This window comes from Geodermatophilus sp. URMC 64, from assembly GCF_053502555.1.
This window is the reverse complement of the sequence record NZ_CP199955.1, coordinates 4,217,739-4,244,510: the sequence shown is the minus strand read 5'-3', so window position 1 is coordinate 4,244,510 and position 26,772 is coordinate 4,217,739. Positions and strand designations below refer to the sequence as shown.

At 74.8% G+C, this 26,772-nt stretch carries 28 protein-coding genes; 12 read left to right on the top strand and 16 right to left on the bottom strand.

Translation table 11 applies throughout. The features are described 5' to 3' along the window. Nucleotides 1–3: 3 nt before the first annotated feature. The 9 genes from ACWIYF_RS20630 to ACWIYF_RS20590 all read right to left on the bottom strand — a co-directional run bounded on the left by ACWIYF_RS20630 (nucleotide 4) and on the right by ACWIYF_RS20590 (nucleotide 8,957). Entirely contained in the window at nucleotides 4–534 is a 531-nt protein-coding gene (locus ACWIYF_RS20630) for an MOSC domain-containing protein (RefSeq protein WP_448624691.1), read from the bottom strand. Continuing rightward, nucleotides 531–1,178 (bottom strand): energy-coupling factor transporter transmembrane component T, encoded by a 648-nt coding sequence (locus ACWIYF_RS20625; protein WP_448624690.1) that lies wholly within the window; start codon nucleotides 1,176–1,178, stop codon nucleotides 531–533. Before ACWIYF_RS20625 ends, ACWIYF_RS20630 begins: the two co-directional genes overlap by 4 nt. Further along, nucleotides 1,175–1,906, bottom strand: a complete 732-nt coding sequence (locus ACWIYF_RS20620; protein WP_448624689.1) for an energy-coupling factor ABC transporter ATP-binding protein — start codon at nucleotides 1,904–1,906, stop codon at nucleotides 1,175–1,177. Before ACWIYF_RS20620 ends, ACWIYF_RS20625 begins: the two co-directional genes overlap by 4 nt. Next, nucleotides 1,903–2,466, bottom strand: a complete 564-nt coding sequence (locus ACWIYF_RS20615) for a biotin transporter BioY (RefSeq protein ID WP_448624688.1) — start codon at nucleotides 2,464–2,466, stop codon at nucleotides 1,903–1,905. Before ACWIYF_RS20615 ends, ACWIYF_RS20620 begins: the two co-directional genes overlap by 4 nt. 95 nt (nucleotides 2,467–2,561) lie before the next feature. Further along, nucleotides 2,562–4,121 (bottom strand): glycoside hydrolase family 13 protein, encoded by a 1,560-nt coding sequence (locus tag ACWIYF_RS20610; RefSeq protein WP_448624687.1) that lies wholly within the window; start codon nucleotides 4,119–4,121, stop codon nucleotides 2,562–2,564. Further along, entirely contained in the window at nucleotides 4,121–4,555 is a 435-nt protein-coding gene (locus ACWIYF_RS20605; protein ID WP_448624686.1) for a globin, read from the bottom strand. Before ACWIYF_RS20605 ends, ACWIYF_RS20610 begins: the two co-directional genes overlap by 1 nt. Next, complete coding sequence (locus ACWIYF_RS20600) at nucleotides 4,552–5,835, bottom strand: MFS transporter (protein ID WP_448624685.1); 1,284 nt, start codon at nucleotides 5,833–5,835, stop codon at nucleotides 4,552–4,554. The genes ACWIYF_RS20605 and ACWIYF_RS20600 overlap by 4 nt, the downstream gene beginning before the upstream one ends. A 23-nt stretch (nucleotides 5,836–5,858) precedes the next feature. Further along, nucleotides 5,859–6,839 carry a mechanosensitive ion channel family protein gene (locus ACWIYF_RS20595; protein WP_448624684.1) on the bottom strand — a complete coding sequence of 327 codons (981 nt, stop codon included), beginning with the start codon at nucleotides 6,837–6,839 and terminating at the stop codon, nucleotides 5,859–5,861. A 33-nt stretch (nucleotides 6,840–6,872) separates the two neighbouring features. After that, nucleotides 6,873–8,957 carry a prolyl oligopeptidase family serine peptidase gene (locus ACWIYF_RS20590; protein WP_448624683.1) on the bottom strand — a complete coding sequence of 695 codons (2,085 nt, stop codon included), beginning with the start codon at nucleotides 8,955–8,957 and terminating at the stop codon, nucleotides 6,873–6,875. A 153-nt stretch (nucleotides 8,958–9,110) separates the two neighbouring features. On the opposite strand from ACWIYF_RS20590, the gene ACWIYF_RS20585 reads away from it, so the two are divergent. The 4 genes from ACWIYF_RS20585 to ACWIYF_RS20570 all read left to right on the top strand — a co-directional run bounded on the left by ACWIYF_RS20585 (nucleotide 9,111) and on the right by ACWIYF_RS20570 (nucleotide 12,637). Further along, on the top strand, nucleotides 9,111–9,719 hold the full coding sequence (locus ACWIYF_RS20585) for an HNH endonuclease (RefSeq protein WP_448624682.1): 609 nt from the start codon (nucleotides 9,111–9,113) through the stop codon (nucleotides 9,717–9,719). Further along, nucleotides 9,716–10,579 carry an SCO6745 family protein gene (locus ACWIYF_RS20580; RefSeq protein ID WP_448624681.1) on the top strand — a complete coding sequence of 288 codons (864 nt, stop codon included), beginning with the start codon at nucleotides 9,716–9,718 and terminating at the stop codon, nucleotides 10,577–10,579. The genes ACWIYF_RS20585 and ACWIYF_RS20580 overlap by 4 nt, the downstream gene beginning before the upstream one ends. Nucleotides 10,580–10,745: 166 nt before the next feature. Next, on the top strand, nucleotides 10,746–11,975 hold the full coding sequence (locus ACWIYF_RS20575; RefSeq protein ID WP_448624680.1) for a hypothetical protein: 1,230 nt from the start codon (nucleotides 10,746–10,748) through the stop codon (nucleotides 11,973–11,975). Continuing rightward, the gene (locus ACWIYF_RS20570; RefSeq protein ID WP_448624679.1) at nucleotides 11,963–12,637 is read left to right on the top strand and encodes a class F sortase; all 675 of its coding nucleotides are present in this window, start codon (nucleotides 11,963–11,965) and stop codon (nucleotides 12,635–12,637) included. The genes ACWIYF_RS20575 and ACWIYF_RS20570 overlap by 13 nt, the downstream gene beginning before the upstream one ends. A 4-nt stretch (nucleotides 12,638–12,641) precedes the next feature. Here ACWIYF_RS20570 and ACWIYF_RS20565 read toward each other — a convergent pair whose 3' ends face one another. From ACWIYF_RS20565 to kynU, 3 genes are read right to left on the bottom strand one after another with little or no spacing between them, the layout of a single operon-like run. Beyond that, nucleotides 12,642–12,779: a hypothetical protein gene (locus ACWIYF_RS20565; protein ID WP_448624678.1), complete on the bottom strand. Its 138-nt coding sequence runs from the start codon at nucleotides 12,777–12,779 to the stop codon at nucleotides 12,642–12,644. Nucleotides 12,780–12,824: 45 nt separating this feature from the next. Next, the gene (locus tag ACWIYF_RS20560) at nucleotides 12,825–13,880 is read right to left on the bottom strand and encodes an MFS transporter (RefSeq protein ID WP_448624677.1); all 1,056 of its coding nucleotides are present in this window, start codon (nucleotides 13,878–13,880) and stop codon (nucleotides 12,825–12,827) included. Nucleotides 13,881–13,902: 22 nt separating this feature from the next. Next, nucleotides 13,903–15,168, bottom strand: a complete 1,266-nt coding sequence (kynU, locus tag ACWIYF_RS20555) for a kynureninase (protein ID WP_448624676.1) — start codon at nucleotides 15,166–15,168, stop codon at nucleotides 13,903–13,905. Between the two features lie 99 nt (nucleotides 15,169–15,267). Between kynU and ctaJ the strand changes: the two genes are divergently transcribed. Continuing rightward, complete coding sequence (gene ctaJ / locus ACWIYF_RS20550) at nucleotides 15,268–15,576, top strand: aa3-type cytochrome oxidase subunit CtaJ (protein ID WP_448624675.1); 309 nt, start codon at nucleotides 15,268–15,270, stop codon at nucleotides 15,574–15,576. A 48-nt stretch (nucleotides 15,577–15,624) separates the two neighbouring features. Continuing rightward, nucleotides 15,625–16,083, top strand: a complete 459-nt coding sequence (locus tag ACWIYF_RS20545; protein ID WP_448624674.1) for a DUF5130 family protein — start codon at nucleotides 15,625–15,627, stop codon at nucleotides 16,081–16,083. 55 nt (nucleotides 16,084–16,138) lie between these two features. On the opposite strand, the gene pepN is transcribed toward ACWIYF_RS20545, so the two are convergent. Then, complete coding sequence (gene pepN, locus ACWIYF_RS20540) at nucleotides 16,139–18,691, bottom strand: aminopeptidase N (RefSeq protein WP_448624673.1); 2,553 nt, start codon at nucleotides 18,689–18,691, stop codon at nucleotides 16,139–16,141. A gap of 155 nt (nucleotides 18,692–18,846) precedes the next feature. Here pepN and ACWIYF_RS20535 point away from each other — a divergent pair, with 155 nt between their 5' ends. Continuing rightward, complete coding sequence (locus tag ACWIYF_RS20535; RefSeq protein ID WP_448624672.1) at nucleotides 18,847–19,509, top strand: mycothiol-dependent nitroreductase Rv2466c family protein; 663 nt, start codon at nucleotides 18,847–18,849, stop codon at nucleotides 19,507–19,509. A 54-nt stretch (nucleotides 19,510–19,563) separates the two neighbouring features. Further along, a complete protein-coding gene (locus tag ACWIYF_RS20530) occupies nucleotides 19,564–20,319 on the top strand; it encodes an SDR family oxidoreductase (protein WP_448624671.1) in 756 nt (251 codons plus the stop codon). 76 nt (nucleotides 20,320–20,395) lie between these two features. On the opposite strand, the gene ACWIYF_RS20525 is transcribed toward ACWIYF_RS20530, so the two are convergent. Further along, nucleotides 20,396–20,785, bottom strand: coding sequence for a hypothetical protein (locus tag ACWIYF_RS20525; protein WP_448624670.1), 390 nt, complete (start codon nucleotides 20,783–20,785; stop codon nucleotides 20,396–20,398). Nucleotides 20,786–20,957: 172 nt separating this feature from the next. On the opposite strand from ACWIYF_RS20525, the gene ACWIYF_RS20520 reads away from it, so the two are divergent. Next, the gene (locus ACWIYF_RS20520) at nucleotides 20,958–21,650 is read left to right on the top strand and encodes a peptidoglycan-binding domain-containing protein (protein WP_448624669.1); all 693 of its coding nucleotides are present in this window, start codon (nucleotides 20,958–20,960) and stop codon (nucleotides 21,648–21,650) included. 9 nt (nucleotides 21,651–21,659) lie between these two features. Here ACWIYF_RS20520 and ACWIYF_RS20515 read toward each other — a convergent pair whose 3' ends face one another. Next, a complete protein-coding gene (locus ACWIYF_RS20515; protein WP_448624668.1) occupies nucleotides 21,660–22,325 on the bottom strand; it encodes a DUF429 domain-containing protein in 666 nt (221 codons plus the stop codon). A 26-nt stretch (nucleotides 22,326–22,351) separates the two neighbouring features. Here ACWIYF_RS20515 and ACWIYF_RS20510 point away from each other — a divergent pair, with 26 nt between their 5' ends. The 3 genes from ACWIYF_RS20510 to ACWIYF_RS20500 all read left to right on the top strand — a co-directional run bounded on the left by ACWIYF_RS20510 (nucleotide 22,352) and on the right by ACWIYF_RS20500 (nucleotide 25,332). Next, nucleotides 22,352–22,840: a ribose-5-phosphate isomerase gene (locus ACWIYF_RS20510; RefSeq protein WP_448624667.1), complete on the top strand. Its 489-nt coding sequence runs from the start codon at nucleotides 22,352–22,354 to the stop codon at nucleotides 22,838–22,840. After that, nucleotides 22,837–23,427, top strand: a complete 591-nt coding sequence (locus ACWIYF_RS20505) for a hypothetical protein (RefSeq protein ID WP_448624666.1) — start codon at nucleotides 22,837–22,839, stop codon at nucleotides 23,425–23,427. The genes ACWIYF_RS20510 and ACWIYF_RS20505 overlap by 4 nt, the downstream gene beginning before the upstream one ends. A gap of 216 nt (nucleotides 23,428–23,643) precedes the next feature. Further along, on the top strand, nucleotides 23,644–25,332 hold the full coding sequence (locus tag ACWIYF_RS20500) for a S8 family peptidase (RefSeq protein ID WP_448624665.1): 1,689 nt from the start codon (nucleotides 23,644–23,646) through the stop codon (nucleotides 25,330–25,332). A 63-nt stretch (nucleotides 25,333–25,395) separates the two neighbouring features. On the opposite strand, the gene ACWIYF_RS20495 is transcribed toward ACWIYF_RS20500, so the two are convergent. Then, the gene (locus ACWIYF_RS20495; protein ID WP_448624664.1) at nucleotides 25,396–26,637 is read right to left on the bottom strand and encodes a GNAT family N-acetyltransferase; all 1,242 of its coding nucleotides are present in this window, start codon (nucleotides 26,635–26,637) and stop codon (nucleotides 25,396–25,398) included. Nucleotides 26,638–26,772: the final 135 nt, after the last annotated feature.

The window sequence follows — 26,772 nt, the reverse complement described above, 5'->3', positions numbered from 1 at the left end:
CTCTCAGACGATCCGTGGCACCGGCCGGTCTGCGCCGGTCGGCGCGCCCCGCCGCGCGGCCTCCTCGTCCGTCACCGGCCGGACGACGTCCCCCTCGCGGATCGGCCCGCCGGCGAACACCGCCGCGTTGATCCCCCCGCGGTGCACCATCGCCTTGATCAGCTTCAGCCCGGTGAGGCGCTCCAGGTGCGTGCACGGCGGGCAGCGCTTCATGCCGAACAGCAGGGTGTCGCCCACGGCGAACCACCCGCCGACCAGCGTGGGCAGGTCCAGCCCCGTCGTCACCAGGTTCCGCCGCGTGTCGCCGGGGGAGAGCTCCGCGCCGACCTCGCGGGCGAGCGCCGCGACGTCGCCGGCGTCGATCAGCGTCAGCTGCTTCTCCAGGTCCGGGTACTGCGCCCACGTGCCGCCGCCGAGGGCGTAGCGGTCGCCCTCCAGCCCCCGCCCGGCGACCAGCCGCGCCGACGGGACCCGCCGCATCGGCGCCGCCGCCGACGGGGTCAGCCAGATCTCGGTGAGCGAACCGGTGGTCACGAGGCCTCCAGAGCCGAGCGGCGGCGAGGGACGTCGTCGGCCCCGCGGGCGTCGAGCGCCTCGCTGACCGTGTGCGCCAGCTGCAGCACCTGCACCAGCAGCGGCACGACCGTCGTCCGCAGGCCGCGCAGCCCGCGGGCCGATCCGCCGCGGGCGGCCTGGGCCTCGCGGATCCGGTCGGCCCGCTCGGCCACCAGCGGGATGAACCGCAGCGCCATCGCCAGCACCAGACCGATCCGCGCCGGCCGCACCCCGACGAGGCGCAGCGGCGCGCAGACCCGCTCGACCACGCGCACCATCGCCGTCACCCGCGTCGTCGCGGTCACCACCGCCGCGGCCAGCACCAGCGCGAGCAGCCGCAGCACGGTCACGGCGCCGGTCGGCAGGTCGGTCACCAGCGCGTGCACGGCGAACAGCGCCACCAGCCAGACCGCGATCGCCCGCGCCTGCCGCGCCAGCAGCCCGACCGGCAGCCGGGCCAGCAGCAGTCCCACCGCCAGCACGCCGGCCAGGGCGGCCGCCGCGACCGGCAGCGTGGGGACGGCGAACAGCAGCACCCCCAGCGCGGCCAGCGCGAGCAGCTTGCACCCGGCCGGCGTCCGGTGCACCGGACTGGCCCGCGGGACGTAGAGGGCGAGGGTCACCGGTCGGCCATCAGCTTCCGGTAGGCGCGCACCGACTGCTCGGCCGGCCCGTCCTCGACCACCCGCCCGCCGTCGACGACCAGCACCCGGTCGAAGCCGTCGAGCAGGTCCAGGTCGTGCGTCACCACGACCACCGACTGCGGCAGCTCGCCGATCACCCGGGCGACCCGGCGCGCATTGACCAGGTCCAGCAGCGTCGTCGGCTCGTCGAACACGATCCGGGCGGGCCGCATCACCAGCACCCCGGCGATGGCCAGCAGCTGCTTCTGCCCGCCGGAGAGCAGGTGCGCCGGGTGGTCGGCGTGCCCGGCCAGGTCGTAGCGCTCCAGCACCTCGGCCACCCGCTCGGCGCGCTCGGCCGGCGGCACCCCCTGGTTCTCCAGGCCGTAGGCGACGTCCTCGGCGACCGTCGGGTGCACGATCTGCGCGTCCGGGTCCTGGAACACGAAGCCGACCCGCCGCCGCACCTGCCGCACCGAGGAACGGGTGTCCAGGCCGTCGACCAGCACCCGGCCGGAGGTGGGGACGACGAGCCCGTTGAGCAGCCGCGCGAAGGTGCTCTTGCCGGAGCCGTTGGCCCCGATCACCCCGATCCGGTGCTCGGTCAGGTGCAGGTCGAGCCCGTCGAGGACCGTCCGCTCGCCGTAGGCGTGCCCCACGCCGAGCAGCTCGATCCCCCGGGTGGGATCCGCGGCGTCGGCCGGCGCCGCCTCCCGGCGTCGCCTCACCGGGTGGCGACCGCCCGCTGCGGTCGCTCGATCACCGGGTAGCTGCGGCGCACGCCGACGGCGATCGCCGCGGCCAGCACCGCTTTGACCAGGTCACCCGGGATGAACACGGCCGCGCCGAACCACAGCGCGTCGTCCCACGGCAGGGCCGAGACGACCTTCAGCACGGGGACGCCGATCGCGTAGATCACCACGATCCCGCCGACGACGTTGGCCACCGTGCCCCAGGCGAGGTTGTAGCGCGCCCAGAACCGCTCGGTGAGCAGGCCGACGACGAAGGCGGCGATCGGCCAGCTGATCAGGTAGCCCGCGGTCGGACCGGCGAAGACGGCCAGCCCGCCGGCGCCGCTGGCGAGGACCGGCAGCCCGATCGCGACCAGCACGAGGAAGAGCAGCAGCGCCAGGAAGCCCCGGCGGGCGCCCAGGATCGATCCGGCCAGCATCACGCCGAGGGTCTGCGCGGTGATCGGCACCGGCCCGATGGCGACCGCCGGCACGAGGCCGAGCACCGCGGTGAGGGCGGCGAACAGCGCGATGTAGGCCAGGTCCCGTGTCTTCACGTCGGACTCCTCCCGGGAGTGCGGGCAGCGGTGCCCGTCGTCCGGCCGGAAGGTACCGGAGACCGCGCCGGCGGCCGACGCCCCGCTTGCGGAACTCAGGCGTGCAGCCACACCGCCGCGTCGTCCGGCAGCGCCCCGCCGGCGACGTCCGCGCTGGCCAGCAGCACGCGCCCCTCCGGCAGCGGCACCGGCGCCCCCGAGAGGTTGAGCAGGCACACCAGCCCCCCGGGACGGCGGAACGCGACGCAACCGTCGGGTGCCGGTACCCACTGCAGCCCCTCGCCCGCGAACAGCGGGGACGACGACCGCAGCGCCAGTGCACGCCGGTACAGCGACAGCATCGAACCGGGATCGGCCTGCTGGGCCTCGACCGTCAGCGCGCCCCAGCCCGCGGGCATCGGCAGCCAGGTGGCGCCCGCCGTCGAGAAGCCGTACGGCGGCTCCGAGCCCGACCACGGCAGCGGGATCCGGCAGGCGTCGCGGCCGCGGACCGTGTGCCCCGAGCGCTCCCACACCGGGTCCTGCAGCACCTCGTCGGGGAGGTCCACGTCGGGCATCCCGAGCTCGTCGCCGTTGTAGACGTAGGCAGCCCCGGGCAGGGCCAGCTGCAGCAGCGCGGCCGCCCGCGCCCGCGCCGTCCCGACCTCGCCGCCGCCGTAGCGGGTGACGTGCCGGGGCCGGTCGTGGTTGGACAGCACCCAGCAGGCCGGAGCCGGCGTGCCGGCGACGGTGGCCAGCGAGTGCTCCACCGCCGAGCGCAGCTCGGCCGGGGTCCAGTCGGCCATGAGCAGCCGGAAGTTGAACGCCAGCTGCAGCTCGTCGGCGCGCAGGTAGCGGGCCAGCCGCTCGTCGTCGTGCACCCACACCTCGCCGACGGCCATCGCGCCCGGGTACTCGTCGAGCACCCGCCGGATCCGCCGGTGCACGTCGTGCACGCCCTCCTGGTCGAAGCGCAGGTCGCCGGGCCCGTGGTCGTCGAGCAGGCCGGTGTCCTCGGCCGGCACCATGTCGGGCAGGCCGGCCGGCTTGGCCATCCCGTGCCCGACGTCGATCCGGAAGCCGTCGACGCCCCGGTCCAGCCAGAACCGCATCGTCGTCTCGAGGTCGGCCAGCACCTCGGGATTGGTGAAGTCCAGGTCCGGCTGCTCGGGGGCGAACAGGTGCAGGTACCACTGCCCGTCGGGCACGCGGGTCCACGCCGGCCCGCCGAAGACCGACGGCCAGTTGTTCGGCGGCTCGGCGCCGCGCCCGTCCCGGAAGAGGTACCGCGCGCGGGCGGCCGAGCCGGGCGGCGAGGCGAGCGCCTCGGCGAACCACGCGTGCCGGTCGGAGCTGTGGTTGGGCACCAGGTCGACGGTCACCCGCAGCCCCAGCCGGTGGGCGTCGGCGAGCATCGCGTCGAACCCGGCGAGGTCCCCGAAGGCCGGCTCCACGTCGCGCGGATCGGCGACGTCGTAGCCGTGGTCGGCCATCGGGGACGGGTAGAAGGGCGTGATCCACAGGGCGTCGACGCCGAGGCCGGCCAGGTAGGGCAGCCGCGAGCGGATGCCGGCGAGGTCGCCGACCCCGTCGCCGTTCCCGTCGGCGAAGCTGCGGATGTAGACCTGGTAGAAGACGGCGTCCCGCCACCAGTCGGGGGCGGCGAGGTCCTTCATCAGGCGAGGGAGAGGGTGCCGGGCGCGTCGTCCGGCCAGCGGTTCTGCATGCTGCGGGCCGCCATCTCGAGGTAGCCCCAGAGCGTCGCGTCCTGCTCCGGGGTGAGCTCCAGGGAGTCGACGGCGTCGCGCATGTGCGACAGCCACGCGTCGCGCTCGGCCGGGCCGATCGCGAAGGGCGCGTGCCGCATCCGCAGCCGCGGGTGGCCGCGCTCCTGCGAGTAGGTCGTGGGCCCGCCCCAGTACTGCTCGAGGAAGCCGCGCAGCCGCGTCTCGGCGCCGTCCCAGTCGTCCTGCGGGTAGAGCGGCGCGAGCACCGGGTCCCGGCGCACCCCGGCGTAGAACCGCGCGACCAGACGGACGAAGGTCGGGTGCCCGCCGACCTCGTCGTAGAAGGTCCGGGCCGAGGGCAGCGTGCGGCTCGACTCGCTCATGACACCGATGGTCCCGCGGCGGGCTGCTCCCCGGCCACGTGACCCTGCGTACGCACGAAGGCGAGCAGCGGCAGCACCACCGCGGCCAGGCCGAGCGCCCCGCAGAGCACGACCACCCCGCTGGGCGCCAGCCCCTCCGCGGCCAGGCCCGCGCCCAGCGCCCCGAGCCCCTGGACGCCGTAGAGCCCGCTGACCGCGACGCCGAACGCCCGGCCGCGGTAGGCCGACGGCACCGCCTGCACGAACGTGACGTTGAGCGGGATCAACCACGCCGAGCCCAGGCCCGAGACGAACAGCAGCGCGACGACGACGACGAAGCTGAGGGTGCCCGGGCCGGCGAAGGAGGCCACCAGCCCGGCCAGCAGGATCGGCGCCAGCGACAGCCCGACCAGCGCCGGCACCAGCCGCTCCCGGCGCTGCGGCGCGACCAGCCGGGCCAGCACCAGCCCGCCGATCGTGACGCCGGCAGGGTTGGCCGCCAGCAGGATGCCGACCGCGGTCGCGCCCTCGCCCAGCTCGTCGACCAGCGGCGCGGCGATGCCCTCGGGGGCGTAGGTGAACACGGTGCCGATCCAGAGCACGGCGATGATCGCCAGCAGGCGCGGCGATCGGCGGATGAAGGCCAGACCCTCCACCGCGTCCCGCAGGAACGACTTCGGCTCACCCTCGGCGGCCGGGGCGGGCCGCCGGGTCAGCCCCGCGTACAGCCAGATAGCGGAGACGGCGAACGTCACCGCGTCGAGCAGCAGCGCGGCCGACGGGTTCAGCGCCGTCACCAGCGCCCCGGCGAGCACGAAGCCGACGACCTGCGCCACCTGCAGCCCGACGTTGGTCAGCGAGTTCGCGACGGCGTACCGGTCGCCCTCCAGGACGTCGGCCACCAGCGCCGACCGGGCGGACTCGAACGGCGGGGCGCAGAGGGCCAGCAGGAACATCAGCGCCAGCAGGACCGGCAGCGGCGTCCCCGGGATGGCCATGCCGGCGACCAGCAGCGCGCGGCCGGCGTCGGTGGCGACGAGCACCCGGTGGCGCGGCAGCCGGTCGGCCAGCGTGGCCAGCAGGGGCCCGCCCAGGAGCCACGGGAGGTAGCTGATCGCGAACGTGATCGCCGACAGCAGCGGCGAGGACGTCCGCTGGTAGACCAGGACGGTCAGCGCCACCCGGGCCAGCTCGTCGCCGGCGGTGGAGAGCAGGAAGGTCCCGAACAGCGGCCGGAACTCGCGGACGGCGAAGACCTCGCGGAAGGTCGCCGGGCGCTCGGCGTGTTCGTCGGCTGTCATGGCCCCCTCCGGGGCGGGGGCGCTCACCGAGCGCCCGCCCCGCTCGTGGCGGCGCCGGCCAGCACCGGGCCGGGTGCCTTGAAGCCCTCGGCCGCGAACCGCTCGCCCAGCCGCTGCCGCAGCTCGCGGCCGACCCGCCACTGGTCGTCGTTGGTCGTGCGCACCTGCAGCCGCATGGTCACCCCCGCGGCGGTGATCGACTCGACGCCGAGCGACTCCGGCGCGGCGAGCAGCACCGTCGCCCACTCCTTCTCGGCGTACATCTCGTCGCCGACCTCCTGCATCACCGTGCGGCAGCGCTCGAGGTCGGTGTCGTGGGAGACCGGCATGTCGATGACGACCTGCGCGAAGCCCTGGCTCTTGTTGCCGACCCGCAACACCTCGCCGTTGCGCACGTACCAGACCACGCCGTGCGCGTCGCGAACCCGCGTGATCCGCAGGCCCACGGCCTCGACCGTGCCGCTGGCCTCTCCGAGGTCCACCACGTCACCGACGCCGTACTGGTCCTCGAGGATGATCCCGATCCCGGCGATGAAGTCCTTGACCAGGTTCTGCGCGCCGAAGCCCAGCGCCACGCCGATCACGCCCGCACTGGCGATGATCGGCGCCAGGTTCACGCCCAGCTCGCCCAGCACCAGCACGACGGCGATCCCGAGGACGACGAACGAGGCGAAGCTGCGCAGCACCGAGCCGATCGCCTCGGCGCGCTGGGTCCGCCGGGCCGCGATCTGCTCGACGCCGTCCCGGTCGGCCTGCCGGCCCCGCCGGCGCCACGGCCGCAGGACGCTCGGCACCGCGCCGGTGGCCGTGCGGTCGGTGAGCCGGCGGATGCCCCGGTTGATCATCAGCCGCACCAGGGCGGCCAGCACGACGACCAGCGCGATCTTCAGCGGCTTCGTGACGAGCGTGTCCGCGTGCGCGGTCCACCACTCCTGGGTGAACAGGCCGGGCACCGCCGACACGAGCTCGTCGGCGGTCTTGATCACGGACAGTGAGGTGCTCATCACCGTCGATACTCCCAAATGCGGGGCCGTCTGTCAGGGGTCTGTGAGCGTGTGTGACCCGAGTCCCGTCGCGGCGGCCAGGAACGCGAGCTGGTCGGCGGCGAGGTCGACGGTGCGGCTGACGGCACGCGCGCCGTGCCCGACCGAGGTCTCCCGGCGCAGCACGATCGGTGCGTCCCCGCTGGTGGCGTGCTGCAGGGCGGCGGCCAGCTTGCGCGCGTGCAGCGGATCGACGCGGGTGTCGGACTCGAAGGTCGTGAACAGCACCGCCGGGTACGCGGTGCCCTCCCGGACGGCGTGGTACGGCGAGTACCCGAGCAGCCAGCCGAGCTCCGCGGGGTCCTCGGCGGTGCCGTACTCGTCGTTCCAGGTCCGCCCGAGGCCGAAGCGCTCGTACCGGACCATGTCGAGCAGAGGCGCGCTGCAGACCACCGCGGCGGCGAGATCGGGCCGCTGGGTCAGCGTCGCGCCGACCAGCAGCCCGCCGTTCGAGCCCCCCATGACGGCCAGCTGGCCGTGCGTCGTCCAGCCCTGCGCCACCAGGTGCTCCCCGGCGGCGGCGAAGTCGTCGAACACGTTCTGCTTGCGCTCGCGCATGCCGGCGCGGTGCCACTCCTCGCCGTGCTCGGAGCCGCCGCGCAGGTTGGCCACCGCCCACACGCCGCCCGCCTCGACCCAGGCCAGCGCCTGCGCCGAGTAGGCCGGGGTCAGCGAGACGTTGAAGCCGCCGTAGCCGTAGAGGACGGTGGGCCGTGGCGTGTCGGCGGTGCCGTTGCCGGAGAGGACGAACAGGTGGACCGGCGTGCCGTCCTTCGACGTCGCGTGCGTCTCGACGACGGTCACGCCCGGGACGTCGCCGGCGACGGCGGCCTGCTCCCACGGGTCGAGGTCGGTGCCGGCGCTGTCCCAGCGGTAGACCGACGGCGGGGTGGCGTAGTCGGTGTAGCCCACCCACGCCGACGTGCCGCCCTCCGGCGGCGCCGAGACGCCGGCGATGCTGCCGACGCCGGGCGGGAACACCTCGGCCAGCCGCCCCGACCCGTCCGCGGCCCAGACCGAGAGCCGGTCGGTCGCGTCGACGGAGTGGACGGCGAGCACCCGCAGGTCGCCGTCCGGCCCGTCGACGAGCGCGGCGTCGGAGAGGACGGCGTCGTCGGCCTGCGGGACGACGTCCCGCCAGGCGGCCGGTGCCCAGGTCGCGGGGTCGGCCGGGTCGGCGACCGCGAGCCGCCAGCGCGGGGCGTCGCGGTCGCTCATCAGCCACAGCCGGCCGTCGCGGGCCACCCACGCGGTGGTCTGGGCGTCGACGCCGACCTGCAGGTCGCGCAGCGTGCCGTCCGCGGCGAGGTCGGCCAGCCAGACGTCGTCGCGCGGGGCGGTGCCGATCGAGGCGGAGACGACCAGCCACCGGCCGTCCGCGCTGGTGCGGACGCCGAAGTAGGTCGACGGGTCGCTGCCCTCGCCGTGCACCAGGGCGTCGTCCTCGGGCTCGCCGCCGACCCGGTGGCGCCACACCCGCCGGTGGAACTGCTCCTCGCCGGCCGGCACCTGGTCCGGGGCGAGCCGGCGCACGTAGAACAGCTCCTCGCCCCCGGGCAGCCAGGCGACGGGGGAGTAGCGGCAGCGGTCGATCGGCCCGTCGACGACCTTGCCGCTGGCGACGTCGAGGACGTAGAGCTGCGACTCCTCGTCGCCGCCGACGGAGACCTGGTAGGCCAGCCGGTCGCCCTCCCAGGACGGCGACCACGCGTCGAGGGTCGTCGTGCCGGCGGGGTCCAGCGCCATGGGGTCGACCAGCACCCGCTCGCTGCCGTCGGGCTCGCGCACCCGCAGGACGGCGTGCTCCTGCCCGGGGTCGCGGCGGGTGGAGAACGCCCGGCCGGCCCGCCACACCGGGACGCCGACGGCGCCGGCGTGCACCAGCTGGGCCAGTCGCTCGGCGAACCGGGCGCGCAGCGGCAGGGCGGCGAGGTGCGCGGCGGCGATTTCGTCCTGCGCCTGCGCCCACGCCCGGGTGCGGGGGTCCTCGGCGTCCTCGAGCCAGCGGTACGGGTCGGCGATCCGGCGTCCGTGCAGTTCCTCGACGAGGTCGAGCCTCGGGGCATCGGGGTAGCGCATCGGCGCCACGGTAACCGACCGGATGGGGGCTTCCCGGCCGACGCGGCGAGAAGGCGCGCGACCCCGCGGGCGAAACAGGCCCTGTGCAGGTCAGAATGGAGCTGCCCGCGGGTCCTGGAGCACCCGGCGGTCCGGGGCGTCCGGAGGTGCCCCGTGCCGCGACCAGCGCCCGGGTCGTCGACGGTGGGCCACCCAGGCCCGCGCCGCGACCCCCATCACCGACCGCTCGCGCCTGCCCCGGCACGTTGCACGACCGCCGCCACGCTGCTGCTCAACGCCACGTACGAGCCGCTGTGCGTCGTCTCCAGCCGGCGGGCGATCGTGCTCGTCCTGGCCGAGAAGGCCGAGGCGGTCGATTGCGCGGCGGAGGTGATCCACGCCGAGACCATCAGCCTGCAGGTCCCGGTCGTGGTCCGCCTGACCCGCTACGTCCGCGTGCCGTACCCGGCGCAGGTGCCGCTGTCGCGCCGCGCCGTCTTCACTCGCGACGGGCAGACCTGCGTGTACTGCGGCGGCTCGGCCACCAGCATCGACCACGTCGTCCCCCGGAGCCGCGGGGGCACGCACACCTGGGACAACGTCGTCGCCGCCTGCCGCCGGTGCAACCACACCAAGGCCGACCGGTCGCTGGCCGAGCTGGGCTGGAAGCTGCCGCACCCGCCGCGGACGCCGAGCGGGGCGGCCTGGCGGCTGCTCGGTTCCCGCACGGTCGACCCGCGGTGGCGGGAGTGGCTGGGCGTGCCCGAGAGCGTGAGCGCGTGACGTCTCCCGCGACCGCGCGCCGGCTGTGGGCGCTCGGGGAGCCCTACCACGCGCTGACCTACTTCACCGCCGAGTCCCGCTCCGCCGCCGAGGCCGCCGGGCTGACCGGCTTCTGGAACGGCTACTTCGCCTTCCGCGCCGCGCCGCTCGGCGCCGTGGGCCCGGCCGTGGTCACCGCCACCTTCTACAACTTCGCGCCGGGGTTCGTGGCACGCCGGGTCCCGGCCGTGTGGGACGCGGTGACGCCGGTCGCCGCGCTCGCCGCCCGGCTCGCCGGCGTGGACGCCGCGGTCCGGCGGGTCCTGGGGGAGGAGTGGCTGGCCTCGGCGGAGGCGGCGGAGACCGCCGAGCTGGTCCGGCGCGCCGCCGAGGCGGTCGAGCAGCCCGGCCGGCCGCTGGCGGCGGCCAACGCCGCGCTGCCCGGGCCGGACCGGCCGCACCTGGTCCTGTGGCAGGGCCTGACCACGCTCCGGGAGCACCGCGGCGACGGGCACAACGCCGCGCTGCTCGAGCGGGAGGTCGACGGGACGGCGGCGCACGTCCTCGCCGCCGCGGCGGGCCGCGCCGACCGCGGCTGGCTGATGAAGGCCCGGGGGTGGGACGACGCCGCGTGGGATGCCGCGGCCGCGCGCCTGACCGACCGCGGCTGGCTGGACGGCGCGGACCTCAGCGCCGAGGGCACCGCGATGGTCGCGGCGATCGAGGCCGACACCGACCGGCTGGCGCTCGGGCCGTGGCGGGCGCTCGGCGACACCCGCTGCGACCGCCTCGCCGCGCTGCTGGCGCCGCTCCGGCGGGCGATCGTGGCCGGGGGCGCGTGGGAGCCGGGCAACCCGATCGGCGTCCCGGACCCGGACTGATCCCCGCGGCCTGAGGGTCGGGTCCTTCAGGTGTGACGGGTGTGACGGCGGGTGGGCGCGACTCGATCACGTCGGCGTGTTCCTGCGCTGCCCGCCGGAACGGCACCCCTACGTTCCGCTTCCACCGGTGCGGGCGGCCGCGCCACGGGGAAAGGGTGTCGTGCCGATGTCCGCTGTCCGGTCCTTGCCTGCACAGGCCGGGATGCTGGTCCTGGCGGGGTTTCTCGCCAGCCTCGTGGGGGCGCCCTCCGCCGCCGCGGCCCCGGAGCTGACCATCCCGCTGGACCCGCCCGAGCTCATGGTCTACCTGGCTCCGGTGGAGAACGAGGGCGCGTTCGACCCGGCTGACCCGGACAGCGCCGTCGAGTGGGACGAGGTCGCTGTGGAGTGGGGCGGGTCGGCGGTCGTCCAGGTGCCGGCCGAGGTCGACGCCTCGGCCATGGAGGTCGTCCTGGACCTGGCCCCGTCGCTCGACGCCGACCCCACGCGGACGTACTCGAGCACCTCCGCGGCGCCGGACGACCTGGCCGTGACCCCCCTGGGCGGCGGCCAGTACAGCGTCGCCCTGCCGGCCGACGACCTGGCCAACGGCCCGTTCGGCTACCTGACGTTCGGCGGACTCGCTCCGGTGGCCGGTGGGAACGTCGAGATCCTGCCGCTCACCTACACGCTCGAGTTCACCGGGACCGGCGTCTCCGTGCGGTCGCTGACCACCCAGCTGGTGGCGATGGGCGCCGCCTCGTGCCCCATGTCCTCCGGCGAGCGGTGCCCGGCTTACCCGGTGACGGCCGGCTCCTCCTTCGCGCTGACGGTTCCGGCCGGCTCGCCGCTGCGGGCGTTGGGACTCGGCTCCCTCACCTCCCTGCAGGCGGTCCTGATGCCGGTCGACGGCGACGGCATTCCCACCGACGAGGAGCCGATCGACCTCACCGCGGCCGCGGCCCAGGCGGCGGCGACGCCGCACGGGGACGGGGTACCGCAGGTCCTCGGGGGGCTCGCCGGGGCCGCCGCCGGCCCGGGGAGCGAGGGCGCGGTGCCCACCGTGGCCGCCGCCGTCACGGCCACCGGTCCGTACAACGCCCTGGTCGCTCTGCCGGCCGACCTCCGGCCCGGGCAGTACAGCCTCTCCCTGCTGGAGGGCTCGACCGCCGCCGTCTCCGTCATCGGGGTGGAGCTCGACGTCCCCGCCGCGCCCGCCGTGCCCCAGGCGGCGAGCAATGCGGGCCTCCGGTCGGACACCGGGTGGACCGAGCCGCCGGCCGACGGCGCCGGCGGGCCCTCGTCCGCCCTCGTGGCTCTCGGCGCCGGGATGCTGTTGGCCGCCGGGGTCTGCACCGCGGTGGTGCTGCGCTCGGGTCGGAAGGCGCGCCGCGCGGGAGCGGCGTGCGCCGACTGAGCCGGTCCCACCGCAGGGCCGCGGCGCTGGCGGCCGCGGCCCTGCTCGCGGTCGCGGGGGCGGTGCTCGTCGTCGTCGGGCTCTCCGGGGGAGTCGAGCGCGCTCCCGTGGCCGCGGTGGCGGCCGCCCCGCCGGCGGCGACGACCGCACCGGCGCCGTCCGCGGAGCAGCCGTCGGCGCCTCCGCCGACCCCGGTCGCGCGGTACACACCGTCGTCGGAGATCCACGTGGTCATCCCCGCGGTGGGCCTGGACCTGCCGCTGCTGCCGCTGTCGCCGGAGGACGGCGTGATCGACCCGCCGCTGCTCACCGCGGGTTACTGGATCGAGCCGTACGGGGCGCCGGTCGCCGCGCCGGAGCAGTCGGACAACACCCTGTACCTGGCCGCGCACGCGGCGGGGCGCGGCAGCGACGGCTTCGACCCGCTGCTGGCCGGGCACCGGCGCAGCACGCTCGAGTCCGGCGACGTCATCGAGGTGCGCACCCCCGGCGGTGCGGTCCGCTACACCGTCGAGCGCACGGAGCGGTACGCCAAGGACGCGCTGCCCGGCGCGGCCGAGGTCTGGGCGGCCGAGCCGGGACGGCTGGTGCTCATCACGTGCTTCCAGCGCGCCGGAGGACCGGCCGCCACCGAGAACCTGGTGGTCTTCGCGCACTCATGAGCGATCAGGGCGCCACCGGCTCGCGGGGGGTGCGGAACCGGGCCAGGGCCGGGAGCGCCAGCGTGATCGCCGCGGTGCCGACCAGGCTGGAGATCCCGCCGATGGCCGCCGCGGGGCCGGGCCCGACCAGCGAGCCGAGCACGCCGGCCCGGAAGTTGCCGAGCTCCGGGGCGCCGGCGCCGACGACTTACTCGACCGCGCTGACCCGGCCCCGGTAGCGGTCCGGCGTCACCGTCTTTATCAGCGCCGTCCGGAAGACCACGCTGAGGACGTCCGCCGTCCCGGCGGCGGCCAGGCAGGCCAGCGAGGCGGCCAGCCCCTCGACCAGGCCGAAGCCGATCAGCCCGGCGCCCCAGACGACCGTGGCGAGGAGCATCGCCCGGCCGTGCCGGTGCACGTGGGAGACCGGCCCGGACAGCGCCGAGCCGAGGATCCCGCCGGCCGCCAGCGCGGCGGTGAGCAGCCCGAGCGTCTGCGGCGAGCCGCCGAAGCGCTCGGCGTTGATCGCCGGGAACAGCGCGATCGGCATGGCCAGCGCGGTGGCCGAGAGGTCCGTGAGCAGCGCGCCGAGCACTGGCTTGGAGCCGTGGACGAACCGCAGCCCCTCGGCGACCGCACGCGGGCCGCGCCCGCTGCCCTGACCCTCCGGGCGCATGGCCGGCAGCCGCAGGACGGCGTAGAGCGAGGCCAGGAACGTGAGCGCGTCGACGAGGTAGCAGTACCTCAAGCCCGCGGAGGCGGTGAGCAGCCCGGCCAGCGGCGGGCCGGCCACCAGGCTCACGTGCATCGACAGCATGGTCAGCGCGGCGCCGGCCGGCAGCAGCGACGGGCCGAGCAGCCGCGGGACGAACGTGCGCCGGGCCGGCCCGTTGACCGCGGTGAAGGCGTTCTGCACCAGGACCAGGACGTAGAGCAGCCAGACGTTCCGGTTGCCGGCGAAGGCCTGCACGGCGAACGCGAGCGAGACCAGCGCCAGGCAGCTGCTCATGGCGAGCACCAGCCGGCGCCGGTCGACCGAGTCGATGAGCGGGCCGCCGAACAGCCCGACGACGAGCGACGGGATCGCCGCGGCCAGCCCGACGCCGCCGACCGCGGCCGAGGAGTCGGTGATCCGGAAGATCTGCAGCATCACCGCGAAGGTGGTCATCTGGCCGCCGAGCTGCGACACGGCCGAGCCGAGGAACAGCCGCCGGAAGTCCGGCGAGGCGCGCAGCGGGCGCAGGTCGATCAGCAGCCGCCGCACGACCGGGGAAGGTACCGCGCCGTCAGGTCACGCGGCCGAGCTCGGCGGGGTAGCGCTCGAAGTCGCCGCTCGCGAGCAGCTCGCGGAACCGGTCCATCGCGTCCCAGACGTCGACGAAGCGGGTGTAGAGCGGCGCGGGCCCCAGCCGCACCCGGTCGGGGGTGCGGTAGTCGGGCACCACCCGCCGGTCGATCAGCGCCTGGGTCAGCTGCCAGGCCGCCGGATGGGCGACGGTGACGTGCGAGCCGCGGCGGCCGGCGTCCCGCGGCGAGGCCAGCGCGACGCCCTGCGGGCCGAGCCACTCGTCGGCGAGCGCGACGATCAGCTCGGTCATCGCCCGCCCCTTGGCGGCCAGCCGCTCGACGCCGGCCTCGGCGACCAGCCGGGCGCCGACCTCGACCGCCGCCATCGCCACCACCGGCGGGGTGCCGACGCCGAACCGCTCGATGCCGGGTACCGGGACGTACACCGGCCCCATCGCGAACTGGTCCTGCTGCCCGAACCAGCCCCAGATCGGCTGGCGCAGCTGGTCGTGGAGGTCCCGGCGCACGTAGAGGAAGGCCGGCGCCCCCGGGCCGGCGTTGAGGTACTTGTAGGTGCAGCCCACGGCGAGATCCGCCGCGGACCCGGCCAGGTCGGTGGCGACCGCGCCGGCCGCGTGCGAGAGGTCCCAGAGCACCAGGGCGCCGGCGTCGTGCACCAGCCGCGTGACGGCCGGGACGTCGAGCAGCGCCCCCGAGCGGTAGGCCACCGACGACAGGACGACGACGGCGACCCGCTCGTCCAGGGCCGCCGCGAGCACCGCCGGGTCGAGGCCCTCGTCGATGTCGGCCGGCACCTCCCGCACTGTCATCCCCCTCGCCGCGGCCACCCCCGAGACGATGTAGCGGTCGGTCGGGAAGTCGTCAGCGCAGCAGACCAGCACGTCCCGCCCTGGGCGGGCGTCCGCCCCGGCGACCAGCAGCTTGTAGAGGTTCACCGACGTGGAGTCGGCGACCAGCACCTCACCCGGCCCGGCCCCGAGCGCGCCGGCGGCCAGGACGTCGCCGATGCGCCCTGCCTGATCGATCCAGGTCGACCACGAGCCGATCAGCCCGCCCGCCCACTCCGTCTCCACCACCCTCGCCAGCGCGGCCGGGGTCTCCCGCGGCATCCGGCCCAGCGAGTTGCCGTCGAGGTAGAGCAGCCGGTCCGGGCCGTCGTCGTCCGTGCCCGCGAACCGGGCGCGGAAGCCGGCCAGGGGATCGGCGGCGTCACAGGCCTCCGCGGTGGATCGGCTCAGGTCCATGCCGTCTGTCTACCCGCCCCGGGGCCGCCCGGGCGGGGGCGCGGCGACGCCGCCCCAGGTGGTGACGAGAATCGCCAGGTGCCCCGGTAAGTTGTCGCCGTGACCGTCGTCGAGACCATCCTCGTCTACGTCGTCGCACCGCTGGCCGTGATCGCGGTGCTGGCGCTGCTGACGTTGGTGCCGGGCCGGCGCAAGCGCCCCCGGTACAAGCCGGGCCAGCCCTGGCAGCACGCGCCCGTCTGGTACGAGCCGCACCCCGAGGCCACCGGCCACGGCGGCGGGCACGGGGGCGGCCATGCCGCCCTGGAGGCCGGCGCCACCCGCGCCGCGCTCACCTCCGGCGCCGCGAGCGGCTCCGCCACCCCGGTGCCCGGCGGCCCGCGCGGCGGCGCCCGCGGGACCTGGTGACCGGCCCGTGACCCCCATCGACCCCCTGACCCCCTCCGGAGACCGGCGATGACCCGCGCGCTCGAGGCCGAGCCCCACGACACGGCCACCGAGGAGACCGCCCCCACCGTCCACGAGGAGGCGGCGCCGGACGAGATCTTCACGTGGCAGGAGCTGGCCCGCCTCGACGAGGCGCTGACCATGGCCTCCCGCGAGACGGGGCTGCGGTTCACCCTCTACATCGGCGACCTCGGCCAGCGCACCCGGCTGCGCGCCGAGGAGCTGCACGCCTCCTCCGGCGAGGACCCCGACCACTCCATTCTCCTGGCGCTGTCGCCGGGCCAGCGAGTGATCGAGGTGGTCACCGGTGCTGCGGCCGCCCGCCGCGTGCCCGACCGCGCGTGTGCGCTGGCCGTGCTGTCGATGACGACGTCCTTCGCCGGCGGTGACCTCGTCGGCGGCATCGTCAACGGCCTGCGCCAGATGTCCGACCAGGCCGGCCGCCTGCGCCACCGCACCGCTCACTGACGCGAACGACCGGGGGCCCGGTCCGGCAGCCGCCGGGCCGGGCCCTCGCGTCGCCTCAGCTGCTAGCGGCGGCGTCGCACTCCCGGCAGCGCAGCGCCCGGGCGATGCCGTCGCGGCCCTCGGAGACCAGCCGGCGCAGCGACTGCGGGTGGTCCGGCGCGGAGAGCCAGGCGTCGGCGGCCGCGACCGTCCGCTCCTCGACGACCGGCGGGAACAGGTACTGGACGGCGTTCTTCGCGATCTCGCCCGGCCGGCGGTCCCACAGCGGCCGGATGTCGGCGAAGTACCGCTCCACGTAGCCGCTGGTGAGCTCGCGCTGCGCGGGGTGCCAGAAGCCGAGCAGCAGCGCCTCGTGGACGGCGTTCGGGATCTCGTCGTCGTGGAAGGCCCGCTGCCAGGCCAGCTCCTTGGCCTCCGCGGTCGGCAGCAGCGCCCGCGCCGTGGCGGTCCGCCGGATGCCGGTCGCGGTGGCGTCGCGCTCGGCCTCCGCGTCGATCTCCGCCGGCCCGGCGGCGCCGATGGCGACCAGGCCGTGCAGGAACGCCCAGCGGGCGTCGGCGTCGACCGGGAGGCCGTCGAAGACGACCGAGCCGTCGAGCAGCCCGCGCAGCACCTCCGCGTGCTCCTCGGTGCGGGCGGCGGCGGCGAACGTGCGCGACCACTGCAGCTGCTGGTCGCTGCCCGGCGCCGCCTTGTACAGCGCGGCCAGCGCCTTGTCCGCCAGCGCCGTCCAGCCCTCCGGGGCCCACGCCGGGTCGGCGTAGGACGACAGCGCGGACTGCACCCGGGCCAGCAGCGCCTGGACGACGCTGATCTCGCTCTCGGCGTCCACCCCCGAGAGGACCAGCTCGACCCACTCGCGGGCGGGCAGCTCGGCGTCGCGGGTCATGTCCCACGCCGCCGACCAGCACAGCGCCCGCGCCAGCGAGTCGGGCATCGTGCCGATCCGCTCCCGCAGGGTGGCCAGCGAGCGCTCGTCGAGCCGCAGCTTGGCGTAGGTCAGGTCGTCGTCGTTGACCAGCACCAGGTCCGCCGCCGGGTGACCGGCCAGCTCGGGCACCTCGGTGCGCGCGCCGCTCACGTCGAGCTCCACCCGCGAGCTGCGGGTCAGCCCCTGCGGGCCCGAGTTGTACAGGCCGACGGCCAGCCGGTGGTCGCGCAGCACCGGGTGCTCCGGGACGGCGGTCTGCTCGATCGCGAAGCTCGTGTACCGGCCGTCGTCCGTCAGCTCGAAGACCGGCCGCAGCGTGTTCACCTGGCTGGTGCGCAGCCACTGGTCCGACCACTGCGAGAGGTCGCGGCCGGTGCTCTCCGACAGCGGGCCGAGCAGGTCGGCCAGCGTCGTGTTGCCGTACTCGTGCTTGCGGAAGTACCGCCGGATCCCGGCGAGGAACTCCTCGCGCCCGACGTAGGCGACGAACTGCTTGAGCACCGAGGCGCCCTTGGCGTAGGTGATGCCGTCGAAGTTCACCTCCACCGCCGCGACGTCGACCATGTCGGCGGCGATCGGGTGGGTCGAGGGCAGCTGGTCCTGCGCGTAGGCCCACGCCTTCTCGGTGTTGGCGAACGTCGTCCACGCGGTCTCGTACTCGGTGGCCTCGGCCTGGCACAGCGTGCTGATGTAGGTGGCGAAGGACTCGTTGAGCCACAGGTCGTCCCACCAGCGCATGGTCACCAGGTCGCCGAACCACATGTGGGCCAGCTCGTGCAGCACCGTCTCGGCCCGCCGCTCGTAGCGGGCGCGGCTGACCTTGGAGCGGAAGACGTAGTCCTCGAGGAAGGTCACCGCGCCGGCGTTCTCCATGGCCCCGGCGTTGAACTCCGGCACGAAGAGCTGGTCGTACTTGTCGAACGGGTACGGGTAGTCGAAGACCCGGTGGTAGAAGTCGAAGCCCTGCTTGGTGACCCGGAACAGCTCGTCCGGGTCGAGGTGCTTGGCCAGCGACGCGCGGCAGTACAGCCCGAGCGGGATGCCGTCGTGCGAGTCGGTGACGCGGGCGTAGGGCCCGGCGATGAGCGCGACCAGGTACGTGGAGAGCCGCTTGGTCGGCGCGAAGTGCACCAGCTGCGACCCGCCCGGGCCGGCCTCGATGGTGCGCCCGCCGGTGTTGGAGACGACCTGCCAGTCGAAGGGGGCGGTCACGTGCACGGTGACGACGCCCTTGAGGTCGGGCTGGTCGAAACAGGCGAACATCCGCTTGGCCTCGGCCGGCTCGAAGTGGCTGTAGAGGTAGACCTGGCCGTCCTCCGGGTCCTCGAAGCGGTGCAGACCCTCGCCGGTGTTGGAGTACCGGCAGTCGGCGTCGATGGTGAGGGTGTTGTGCTCCGCGAGGCCGCGCAGCGGCAGGCCGCCCTCCTCGGTGTAGGTGCTGACGTCCAGCTCGGCGCCGTTCAGCGTCGCCGAGCGCACCTGCTCGGCGATGAGGTCGATGAAGGTGTCCGCGCCCGGCCGGCGGCAGGTGAACTCCACCGTCGTCGTCGACCGGAAGGTCTTGTCGCCCGGGTGCCCGGCACCGTCGGTCACGTCGAGGGACAGGTCGTAGGACTGCACGGCCAGCAGCTCGGCGCGGGCGGCGGCGTCATCACGGGTCAGGTTGGGTACGGCCACGCACGGCAGCTTCCCACGCGGGGACGACGGATCCGCTCCGCCGTCCGGCCGGAACACCCGATCGTTGAGGGAACAACCGTTGCGCGGGAAGACTTTCCAGTGACGTAGCACCGGCGGTCCTGCCGCCCCACGACTTTTCCGAGGAGCACCCGACGATGACCGAGGCAGTGCACAGCGCCCCCACCACCGCGCGCGTGGACTTCTGGTTCGACCCGCTGTGCCCGTGGGCCTGGCTGACCAGCCGCTGGGTGCTGGAGGCGGCCAAGGTGCGCGACCTGGACATCCACTGGCACGTCATGTCGCTGTCGGTGCTCAACCGCGGCCGCGACCTGCCCGAGGACTACCAGGCGATGATGGAGAAGGCCATCGGCCCGGTCCGCGTGCTCATCGCGGCGGCGCAGAAGTTCGGCGACGAGGTGCTCGGCGACCTCTACACCGCCATGGGCACGCTGCGGCACCACGAGAAGCTGGAGCTCGACGAGATCGTCGTCCCGGCCCTGGAGAAGGTCGGCCTGCCGGCCGAACTGGCCGACGCGGCGACGTCTACCGAGTACGACGAGGCGCTCGAGGCCAGCCACCACGCGGGCATGGACCCGGTCGGGGAGGACGTCGGCACGCCGGTCATGCACATCGACGGCGTCGCCTTCTTCGGCCCGGTGATCAGCAAGGTGCCCACCGGTGAGGACGCCGGCAAGGCCTTCGACGGCGCCGTCCTGCTGGCCAACCTGCCCTCGTTCTGGGAGCTCAAGCGCACCCGCACCGAGGGCCCCGACATGGACTCGGTGCCCGCGGACACCCTCGCGGTCACCAAGCACTGATTCGCGCTCCATCGCGACAGAGCACCGTCGGAGGGGGTGCGGCATGCTGACGCGGTGCCGCACCCCCTCCGTCAGCGCATCCTGATCACCGGCGCGAGCTCCGGCCTCGGCGAGGGCCTGGCCCGCCGGTTCGCTGCCATGGGCCGCGGCCTCGCCCTCGTCGCCCGCCGCACCGACCGCCTCGAAGTGCTGAAGAAGGAGCTGCTCGCGGCGCACCCCGGCGTCCGCGTGGAGACCGCGGCGCTCGACATCGACGACCCGGACGCGGTCGCCACGGTGATCCCGGCGCTGGCCGACCGGCTCGGTGGCTTCGACCGGGTCGTCGCCAACGCCGGCATCGGCAAGGGCGCGTCGGTCGGCACCGGCAAGGCGGCGCTCAACCGCGCCGTCCTCGCCACCAACGTGCTCGGGACGCACGCCACCTGCGAGGCGGCGATGGAGCTGTTCCGCGCCCAGGGCGCGGGGCACCTGGTGGTCATCTCGTCGGTCGCCGGCATCCGCGGCATGCGCCAGACCCGGACCGCGTACGGCGCGAGCAAGGCGGCGCTGAACTCGCTGGCCGAGGGCATCCGCTCCGACGTCCACGGCAGCCGGATCGTGGTGACGACGATCCTGCCCGGCTTCATCGCCACCGACATCAACGTCGGCCGCCGCGGGCCGTTCACCGTCGACCTCGACAAGGGCGTCGACGCGCTGACCGCCGCGATCGAGCGGGAACCGGCGCGCGCCTACGTGCCCGAGTGGCCGTGGCGCCCCGTCGCCACGCTGCTGCGGGTGTTGCCACTCTCGGTCGTCCGCCGCGTCACCTGACGGGCCTCGGAGGTCGGCGGTCTCCGGCCCGCGGCTGGCGGCGAGCTGATCCGGGTCCGCAGGCCGAGGACGACGGTCAAGAATTCTGGTGGTAGAAGCAGACGAGATCCTTTATCTCGAATGCATCCGTCACATCCCTCAGTCTGATCCGGTTGACGTTCCCGTCGGCCCCGTTGAGCCGGAAGCCGGCCATCGCAATGATCTGCGTGGACCACGCTGTACCCGGAGAAGGTCGGATGACGCCGACGGCCTCATTGCTGTCGTTGACGAACACCTGCGCGGTGCCCGTCATGTTCCTGATGGAGAAGATCAGCAGCGCACCTTCCGGTCCCGTCTCCGTGTTGCTAGCGATGCGACCACCTGCAGAGAAGGGATTCCCGAGCGGCACCTCCGCGCCGATCCCCGTAGGATTCACCGCTACAGGGTTGTCTCCAATGACCGTGTTGAAATCACACAGAACGGTCATCTGACTCTCCTTCCAGGGATTTCCACCCATGGGACGCTAGAGCCGGATATGTCACCGCGGCGTCACCTGATCGCGCTGGCCATGGCGCGGCGACGGCAGGGGTAGGCCGGTGATCAAGGTCCCGTGACGGGCCGTTGACGTCCTCGTGACGGCCGGGCGGTTCCCTGTCGCCATGACCGATCTTCTCGGCGAGGCGGCATCGCGGAGCACGACCGAGGGCCCGATCCAGTGGACCCCCGCCGGGGACGGCGTGGCTCTGCTGGTCCGCGTCCGCGCCGGCCGCAACAAGGACTTCGACCGACTGGTCTTCGACTTCGAAGGACCGGTCCCGGGCATGCGCGTGCAGTACGTGGACCAACTGGTCGAGGACGGAACGGGGAACCCGATCCCGCTGCGCGGGCGGGCCGTCGTCGAGATCGTCATCCAGCCCGCGGCCGCACACCGCGAGGACGCGACACCGACGTTCACCGGCCCCCTTCCCGACCTCACCGGCTTCGCGGCCTTCCGCCAGGTCGCTGACGCGGGCGACTTCGAGGCCGTGCTCACCTGGGGGATCGGCGTGGCGGCCAGGACCGGCCTGAGCGCGTTCACCCTCACCGATCCCAGCCGTGTCGCCGTCGACGTCCGGCACGCCGAACCCGGCACGGGCAACCAGTTGCTGCGGCAAGGCGACAGCGGGGCGGCGGTCGCAACCTGGCAGTGGCGCCTGCTCCAGGCCCTCGAGCGTGACATCGCCGTCGACGAGCAGTTCGGACCCATCACGGACCGGGCGACCCGTGACTTCCAGCGGGTCCAGCGGCTCACGGTCGACGGCATCGTCGGTCCCCGGACCCGCGCGGCGATGGTGACCGCCCTCGGCCTCTGACCGACGGCTTCACCACCAGATGCGCATGGGGCGGCCGCGGGCGTCGCGGACGTCGTCGCCCACGGACGACGCGGCACGCTCCGCGAGGCGCCGCGCCGACCAGGCCGCCGCGCAGGCATCGAGGCAGTCGACCGCCGGCACCCGCGCCGGCGCGGCAGCGAGCGCGTCGAGGACGTCCATCGCCGGCTCCAGCGCCCGGATCCGCTCCGCCAGCCCGCGGGCGGTGGCCTTCGGAGAGGCGACGCGCTCGTCCAGCGTCCGGAACGCCATCTCGGGATGGACCTCGTGCACGCGGGGGTCGGGCGGGTCGCCCAGCGCGCGGTCGACGTCGGCGATCGAGCGCACCAGGTTCCAGGTCTGCACCGACATCGCCCGCCCGGAGGCAGCCCGGCTGATCCGGCAGGCCTCCGCGTAGTCCGCCGCCGCGAGCACCGGCCGCACGGGGGCGGGGAAGACCGAGCTGCCGGCGCGGCCGAGCAGCCGGCGCGCGGCGACGTCGCAGGCGCGCGGTCCGTCGTCCGAGAGACCGATCGGCATGTCGATGCCGATCACCTCGACGCCCTCGACGGCGAGCGCCGCGGCGGCGTCGGACAGCACCAGGAGGGTCACCGAACGGCCGTCCAGCAGCGCCCCGACCCACTGCCCGCGCCAGCCGTCCACCCCCAGCACCGCCACGGGCGGAGCCTGACAGACTCCTCGCCATGCGCGTCTTCCTCGGTGCCGACCACGCCGCCTACGAGCTCAAGGAACACCTGGTGAAGGTGCTCGCGGAGGCCGGTCACGAGCCGGTCGACTGCGGAGCCCACGTCTACGACCCCGAGGACGACTACCCGCCGTTCTGCTTCGAGGTCGGCGAGCGGGTGGTGGCCGAGCCGGGCACGCTGGGCGTCGTCCTGGGCGGCTCGGGCAACGGCGAGCAGATCGCCGCGAACAAGGTCCCCGGCATCCGCGCCGCGCTGGCCTGGAACCGCGACACCGCCGCGCTGGCCCGCCAGCACAACGACGCCAACGTGATCGCGGTCGGCGGCCGGCAGCACGGCGCCGAGGAGGCCGCCGAGCTCGTCCTGCTCTTCCTCGAGACCCCGTTCAGCGGCGATGCGCGGCACATCCGCCGGATCGGCATGGTCAGCGACTACGAGCGCGACCGGCACCGCCCGGCCGGCGGGCTGCCCACGCACACCGAGGCGTGACGGGGGAGGAGCTCCGGCGGGCGGCGGCCGCCGCCCGGGAGGTCTTCGCCACGGCACCGGACGCCAGGGCGCCGGTGCCGATCGTGGCGACCGACGTCGCGGGCGTCGCCGCGCACCTGAGCACGGTCCTGGTCTGGTACGCCCAGGACCTCGCGGCCGGGCCGGCCGAGACCGGCGCCTTCCGGCTCACCCCGCGGACGGACGTCGGCCTGCCCGAGCTGCTGCGCCAGCTCGATGGCGCGGCCACCGTCCTCGCCCGCACCGTCGACGGCGCCGGGCCTGATGAGCGCGGCTGGCACGACTGGGGCCTCGCCGACGCCTCCGGCTTCGCCGGGATGGGCTGCGCGGAGCTGCTCGTGCACGCCGGCGACGTCGCCGAGGCGCTGGGCCTGCCCTGGACGCCGCCCGCCGATCTCGCCGACGCCGTCCTGGCCCGGCTGTTCCCGTGGGCGGAGGCCGACGGCGACCCGTGCGCCACGCTGCGGTGGGCCACCGGCCGGGCCGCGCTGCCCGGCCGGGAACAGGTGAGCTCCTGGCGCTGGCACTGCGCCCCGCTCGACGAGTGGGACGGCGCGCAGCCCCGCTGACGGCAATTCCTGCGGTCCGCTCCGGAACCGGTGGCAAGCCTTGCCGAGCGGTGCGCGGGAACGCCGGAACCGGTTCGGCCGACCCTGCCACCCGCGGCGGGAAGGTCGCGTTCCGCCCGGCGGCGTCCCTGTGCGTCGGCTGTACTGGTCCGCGCGGCAGCAACGGGGGACGACGCGGCCGACCGGCGGCCGCCTGCACCTGCCTGGAGCGCTCCGGTGACCCGACGCGTCCGTACGACCAGAACCCTCGGCGTCGTCGCCGTGACCGTGGCCGCGACGATCGCGGTGCCGGCGGCGACCGCGCAGGCCGCGCCGTCGACCGGCACCGAGGAGTACGTGGTCGCCTTCACCGGCAGCCCCGAGGCGGCGACCGCGGCGATCGAGGCCGCGGGCGGCACGGTCGAGGACGTGACCGCGCAGGTCGGGCTGGCCCGGGTCTCCTCGGCCGATGCCGGCTTCCTGGCCGACGTCCGTGCCCGGGGCGGGATCACCGGGGCGGCGCACAACCAGTCGATCGGCACCGCTCGGCCGGGCATGCCGCACCGGTACGTCACCGAGCGGCCGCAGGGCGCGGAGGGCCGTGGCGCCTCCGGCTCGGGGCGCGGGCCCGGCACCGTCCCGGGCACCGAGCCGCTGGCCGACCGGCAGTGGGACATGGCGATGATCCAGGCCGAGGACGCCCAGCGCCGGGCCACCGGGCGCGGTGTCGACGTCGGGATCATCGACACCGGCATCGACGCGAGCCACCCGGACATCGCGCCCAACTTCGACCGCGAGCGGTCGCGGAACTTCGTCACCGACATCCCGGACATCGACGGGCCGTGCGAGGCGGCCGGGTGCGTCGATCCGGCCGACGTGGACGACGGCGGGCACGGCACCCACGTGGCCGGCATCGTGGCCGCGGCCGACAACGGCTTCGGGATCGGCGGGGTGGCCCCCGAGGCGACGCTGGTCAACGTCCGGGCCGGCCAGGACTCCGGCTTCTTCTTCCTCTACGAGACCGTGAAGGCCCTGGTGTACGCGGCCGACCAGCGCCTCGACGTCGTGAACATGAGCTTCTACACCGACCCGTGGCTGTTCAACTGCGGCTCGCGGGACGAGTACGTCGAGGGGGACGTCACCGACGAGGAGTTGGCCCAGCAGCAGCTGACCCGTCGCCTGATCCTGGCGGCGACCGCCTACGCCCACCGGCGCGGCGTCACCATGGTGGCGGCGGCCGGGAACGACGTCACGGACCTGGACGCGCCGACGCGGGCCGACGAGACCAGCCCGGACTACCCGCCGGACACCGCCCGGCGCCGGGTGGTGGCGAACACCTGCCTGAACCTGCCGACGGAGGCACCGGACGTGCTGTCGGTCTCCGCCGTCGGCCCGTCCACCACGAAGGCCGACTACTCGAACTACGGCCTCGGCGAGGTCGACCTCGCGGCGCCGGGCGGCTGGTTCCGGGACAACGTCGGCACCGACGCGTTCCAGACCCCCGGCAACCTGATCCTGTCGGCCTACCCCCTGCACGTGGCGATCGCCGAGAAGCTGGCCAACCCGGACGGCACCCCGGCCGACGAGTTCTCTGTGCAGTACTGCGTTCCGGCGGGGACCTGCGGCTTCTACACGTACCTGCAGGGCACCTCGATGGCCTCGCCGCACGTCGCCGGGGCAGCGGCGCTCGTCATCGAACGCTACGGTCACTCCACCGGCCACGGCGGGCGCGGCCTGGACCCGGACACCGTGGCGCGGATCCTCACCCGCTCGGCCACCGACCACGCCTGCCCCGCGGGCGGGGTCGAGGACTACACCGACGAGGGGCGCCCGCCGGAGTTCAACGCCGTCTGCGAGGGGACGACGGACGTCAACGGCCTCTACGGCGAGGGCATTCTCAACGCCGCGGCCGCCATCGGACGATGAAGGACGGCCCCGCTGCAGGGGCCCGCGCCGAGCGTGCGAGGCGTGGGGAGCAGCGGGGTCCTTTCAGAATTCCTCGGGGCACCAGGGGGAGACCGGCCAGCCGAACGCGGTCGACGCCTGGACGACCGCGCCGGGGCTGACCTCGGTCACCCGCCCGGCCGCCTGCAGCGTGGCCAGCGAGACCCCGCCCAGGTAGGCCGAGGCCAGCGCCTCGACGTCCACGACCAGGTCGGCGTCGGCGTCGGTGCGGGCGCAGAACGCGCCGGCCGGGGTGCCGCGCAGGTGCCAGCGGCCGTCGTTCCACGGGCAGAACCGGTCGCGCACCTCCAGGACCAGGTTGACCGGCGCGGGGTAGCGGCGGGCGGCCAGCGCGCGGTCGACGTTCACCAGCCGGACCCAGAGCGCGTCGACCGGCTGGGCGTGCAGCGCGCGGGCGTCGGCGAGCAGGTACCGGAGCGGGTCGTCGTCCGAGGCCATGGGGTAGCGCACGTGGCGGACCAGGTCGACCGAGAGCAGGAACTGCCACAGCGCCGCGTAGGCCGGCGTGCTGGTCGCCCGGATCTCCTCGACGGTCAGCGTGCCGTCGGGCTCGCTCGTGTCGGTCCACGTGGCCTTCACCCGGTAGGCGGCGTAGCCGGTGACGGTGCCGTCGGGCTCGGTGTGCAGCAGGTGGCGCAGCGCCGTGGCGCCGTTGCGGTTCTCGGGGACGTCGCGCAGCGCGCGGTCCCACCACCGGTCGTCGCGGGCGAGGTTGCCGGGCACGAGCCGGCGCAGCTGGTCGTGGATCGGCATCGCCGCGGCCCGGTAGGCCTCGACGTCCACCAGGTCGACCCGGCCCTTGCCGAGCTCGACGTCGGACCGCAGCCTCAGCCGCTCGACCCGGCCGGTCAGGCCGCCGCGGTAGGTCGCCGGCGCGTACCCGTACCGGCCGTAGATGGGGTACTCGGCGGCCCACAGCGCGGCCACCGGCTCGCGCTCCTGCTCGTGCAGCTCGGTGAGCTGGCGCCGCATGATCGAGGTGAGCACGCCCTGCCGGCGGTGGGTGGGGGAGACGGTGATCCAGGTGATGCCGGCCATCGGGACGACGGCGCCGGGCACGGTCATCTCGAGGCTGTAGATGCCCGACGTCGCGACGACGCGGTCGCCGTCCCAGAGGGCCAGCGAGCGCTCCAGCTCGGCGGTCGGCGCCGGCTCCTCGAGGTACGGGCCGGTCGGCTCCTCGCCGAACACGTCGTAGAGGGCCCGCCAGAACCGCGGGTAGTCGTCGCGGGTGGCGGGGCGGAGCTGGGCGTCGAATTCGGGCACGGGACGTGTCTACTCGGCCGGTACGACGCCGCGCCAACGACTTTGGGGCGCGCACGATCAGCTGAGCTGATCCCACGGCGTCCTGGCTCATGGTGTGCGCTGAGCCAGGACGCGCCACGGTGATCCCAGCTGATC

Bases quoted from the DNA above. Each gene is read 5' to 3' on its own strand.
- ACWIYF_RS20610 (WP_448624687.1), bottom strand. From the start codon at position 4,121: ATGAAGGACCTCGCCGCCCCCGACTGGTGGCGGGACGCCGTCTTCTAC.
- ACWIYF_RS20605 (WP_448624686.1), bottom strand. From the start codon at position 4,555: ATGAGCGAGTCGAGCCGCACGCTGCCCTCGGCCCGGACCTTCTACGAC.
- ACWIYF_RS20600 (WP_448624685.1), bottom strand. From the start codon at position 5,835: ATGACAGCCGACGAACACGCCGAGCGCCCGGCGACCTTCCGCGAGGTC.
- ACWIYF_RS20595 (WP_448624684.1), bottom strand. From the start codon at position 6,839: ATGAGCACCTCACTGTCCGTGATCAAGACCGCCGACGAGCTCGTGTCG.
- ACWIYF_RS20590 (WP_448624683.1), bottom strand. From the start codon at position 8,957: ATGCGCTACCCCGATGCCCCGAGGCTCGACCTCGTCGAGGAACTGCAC.
- ACWIYF_RS20575 (WP_448624680.1), top strand. From the start codon at position 10,746: ATGTCCGCTGTCCGGTCCTTGCCTGCACAGGCCGGGATGCTGGTCCTG.
- kynU (WP_448624676.1), bottom strand. From the start codon at position 15,168: ATGGACCTGAGCCGATCCACCGCGGAGGCCTGTGACGCCGCCGATCCC.
- ACWIYF_RS20545 (WP_448624674.1), top strand. From the start codon at position 15,625: ATGACCCGCGCGCTCGAGGCCGAGCCCCACGACACGGCCACCGAGGAG.
- ACWIYF_RS20535 (WP_448624672.1), top strand. From the start codon at position 18,847: ATGACCGAGGCAGTGCACAGCGCCCCCACCACCGCGCGCGTGGACTTC.
- ACWIYF_RS20525 (WP_448624670.1), bottom strand. From the start codon at position 20,785: ATGACCGTTCTGTGTGATTTCAACACGGTCATTGGAGACAACCCTGTA.
- ACWIYF_RS20520 (WP_448624669.1), top strand. From the start codon at position 20,958: ATGACCGATCTTCTCGGCGAGGCGGCATCGCGGAGCACGACCGAGGGC.
- ACWIYF_RS20510 (WP_448624667.1), top strand. From the start codon at position 22,352: ATGCGCGTCTTCCTCGGTGCCGACCACGCCGCCTACGAGCTCAAGGAA.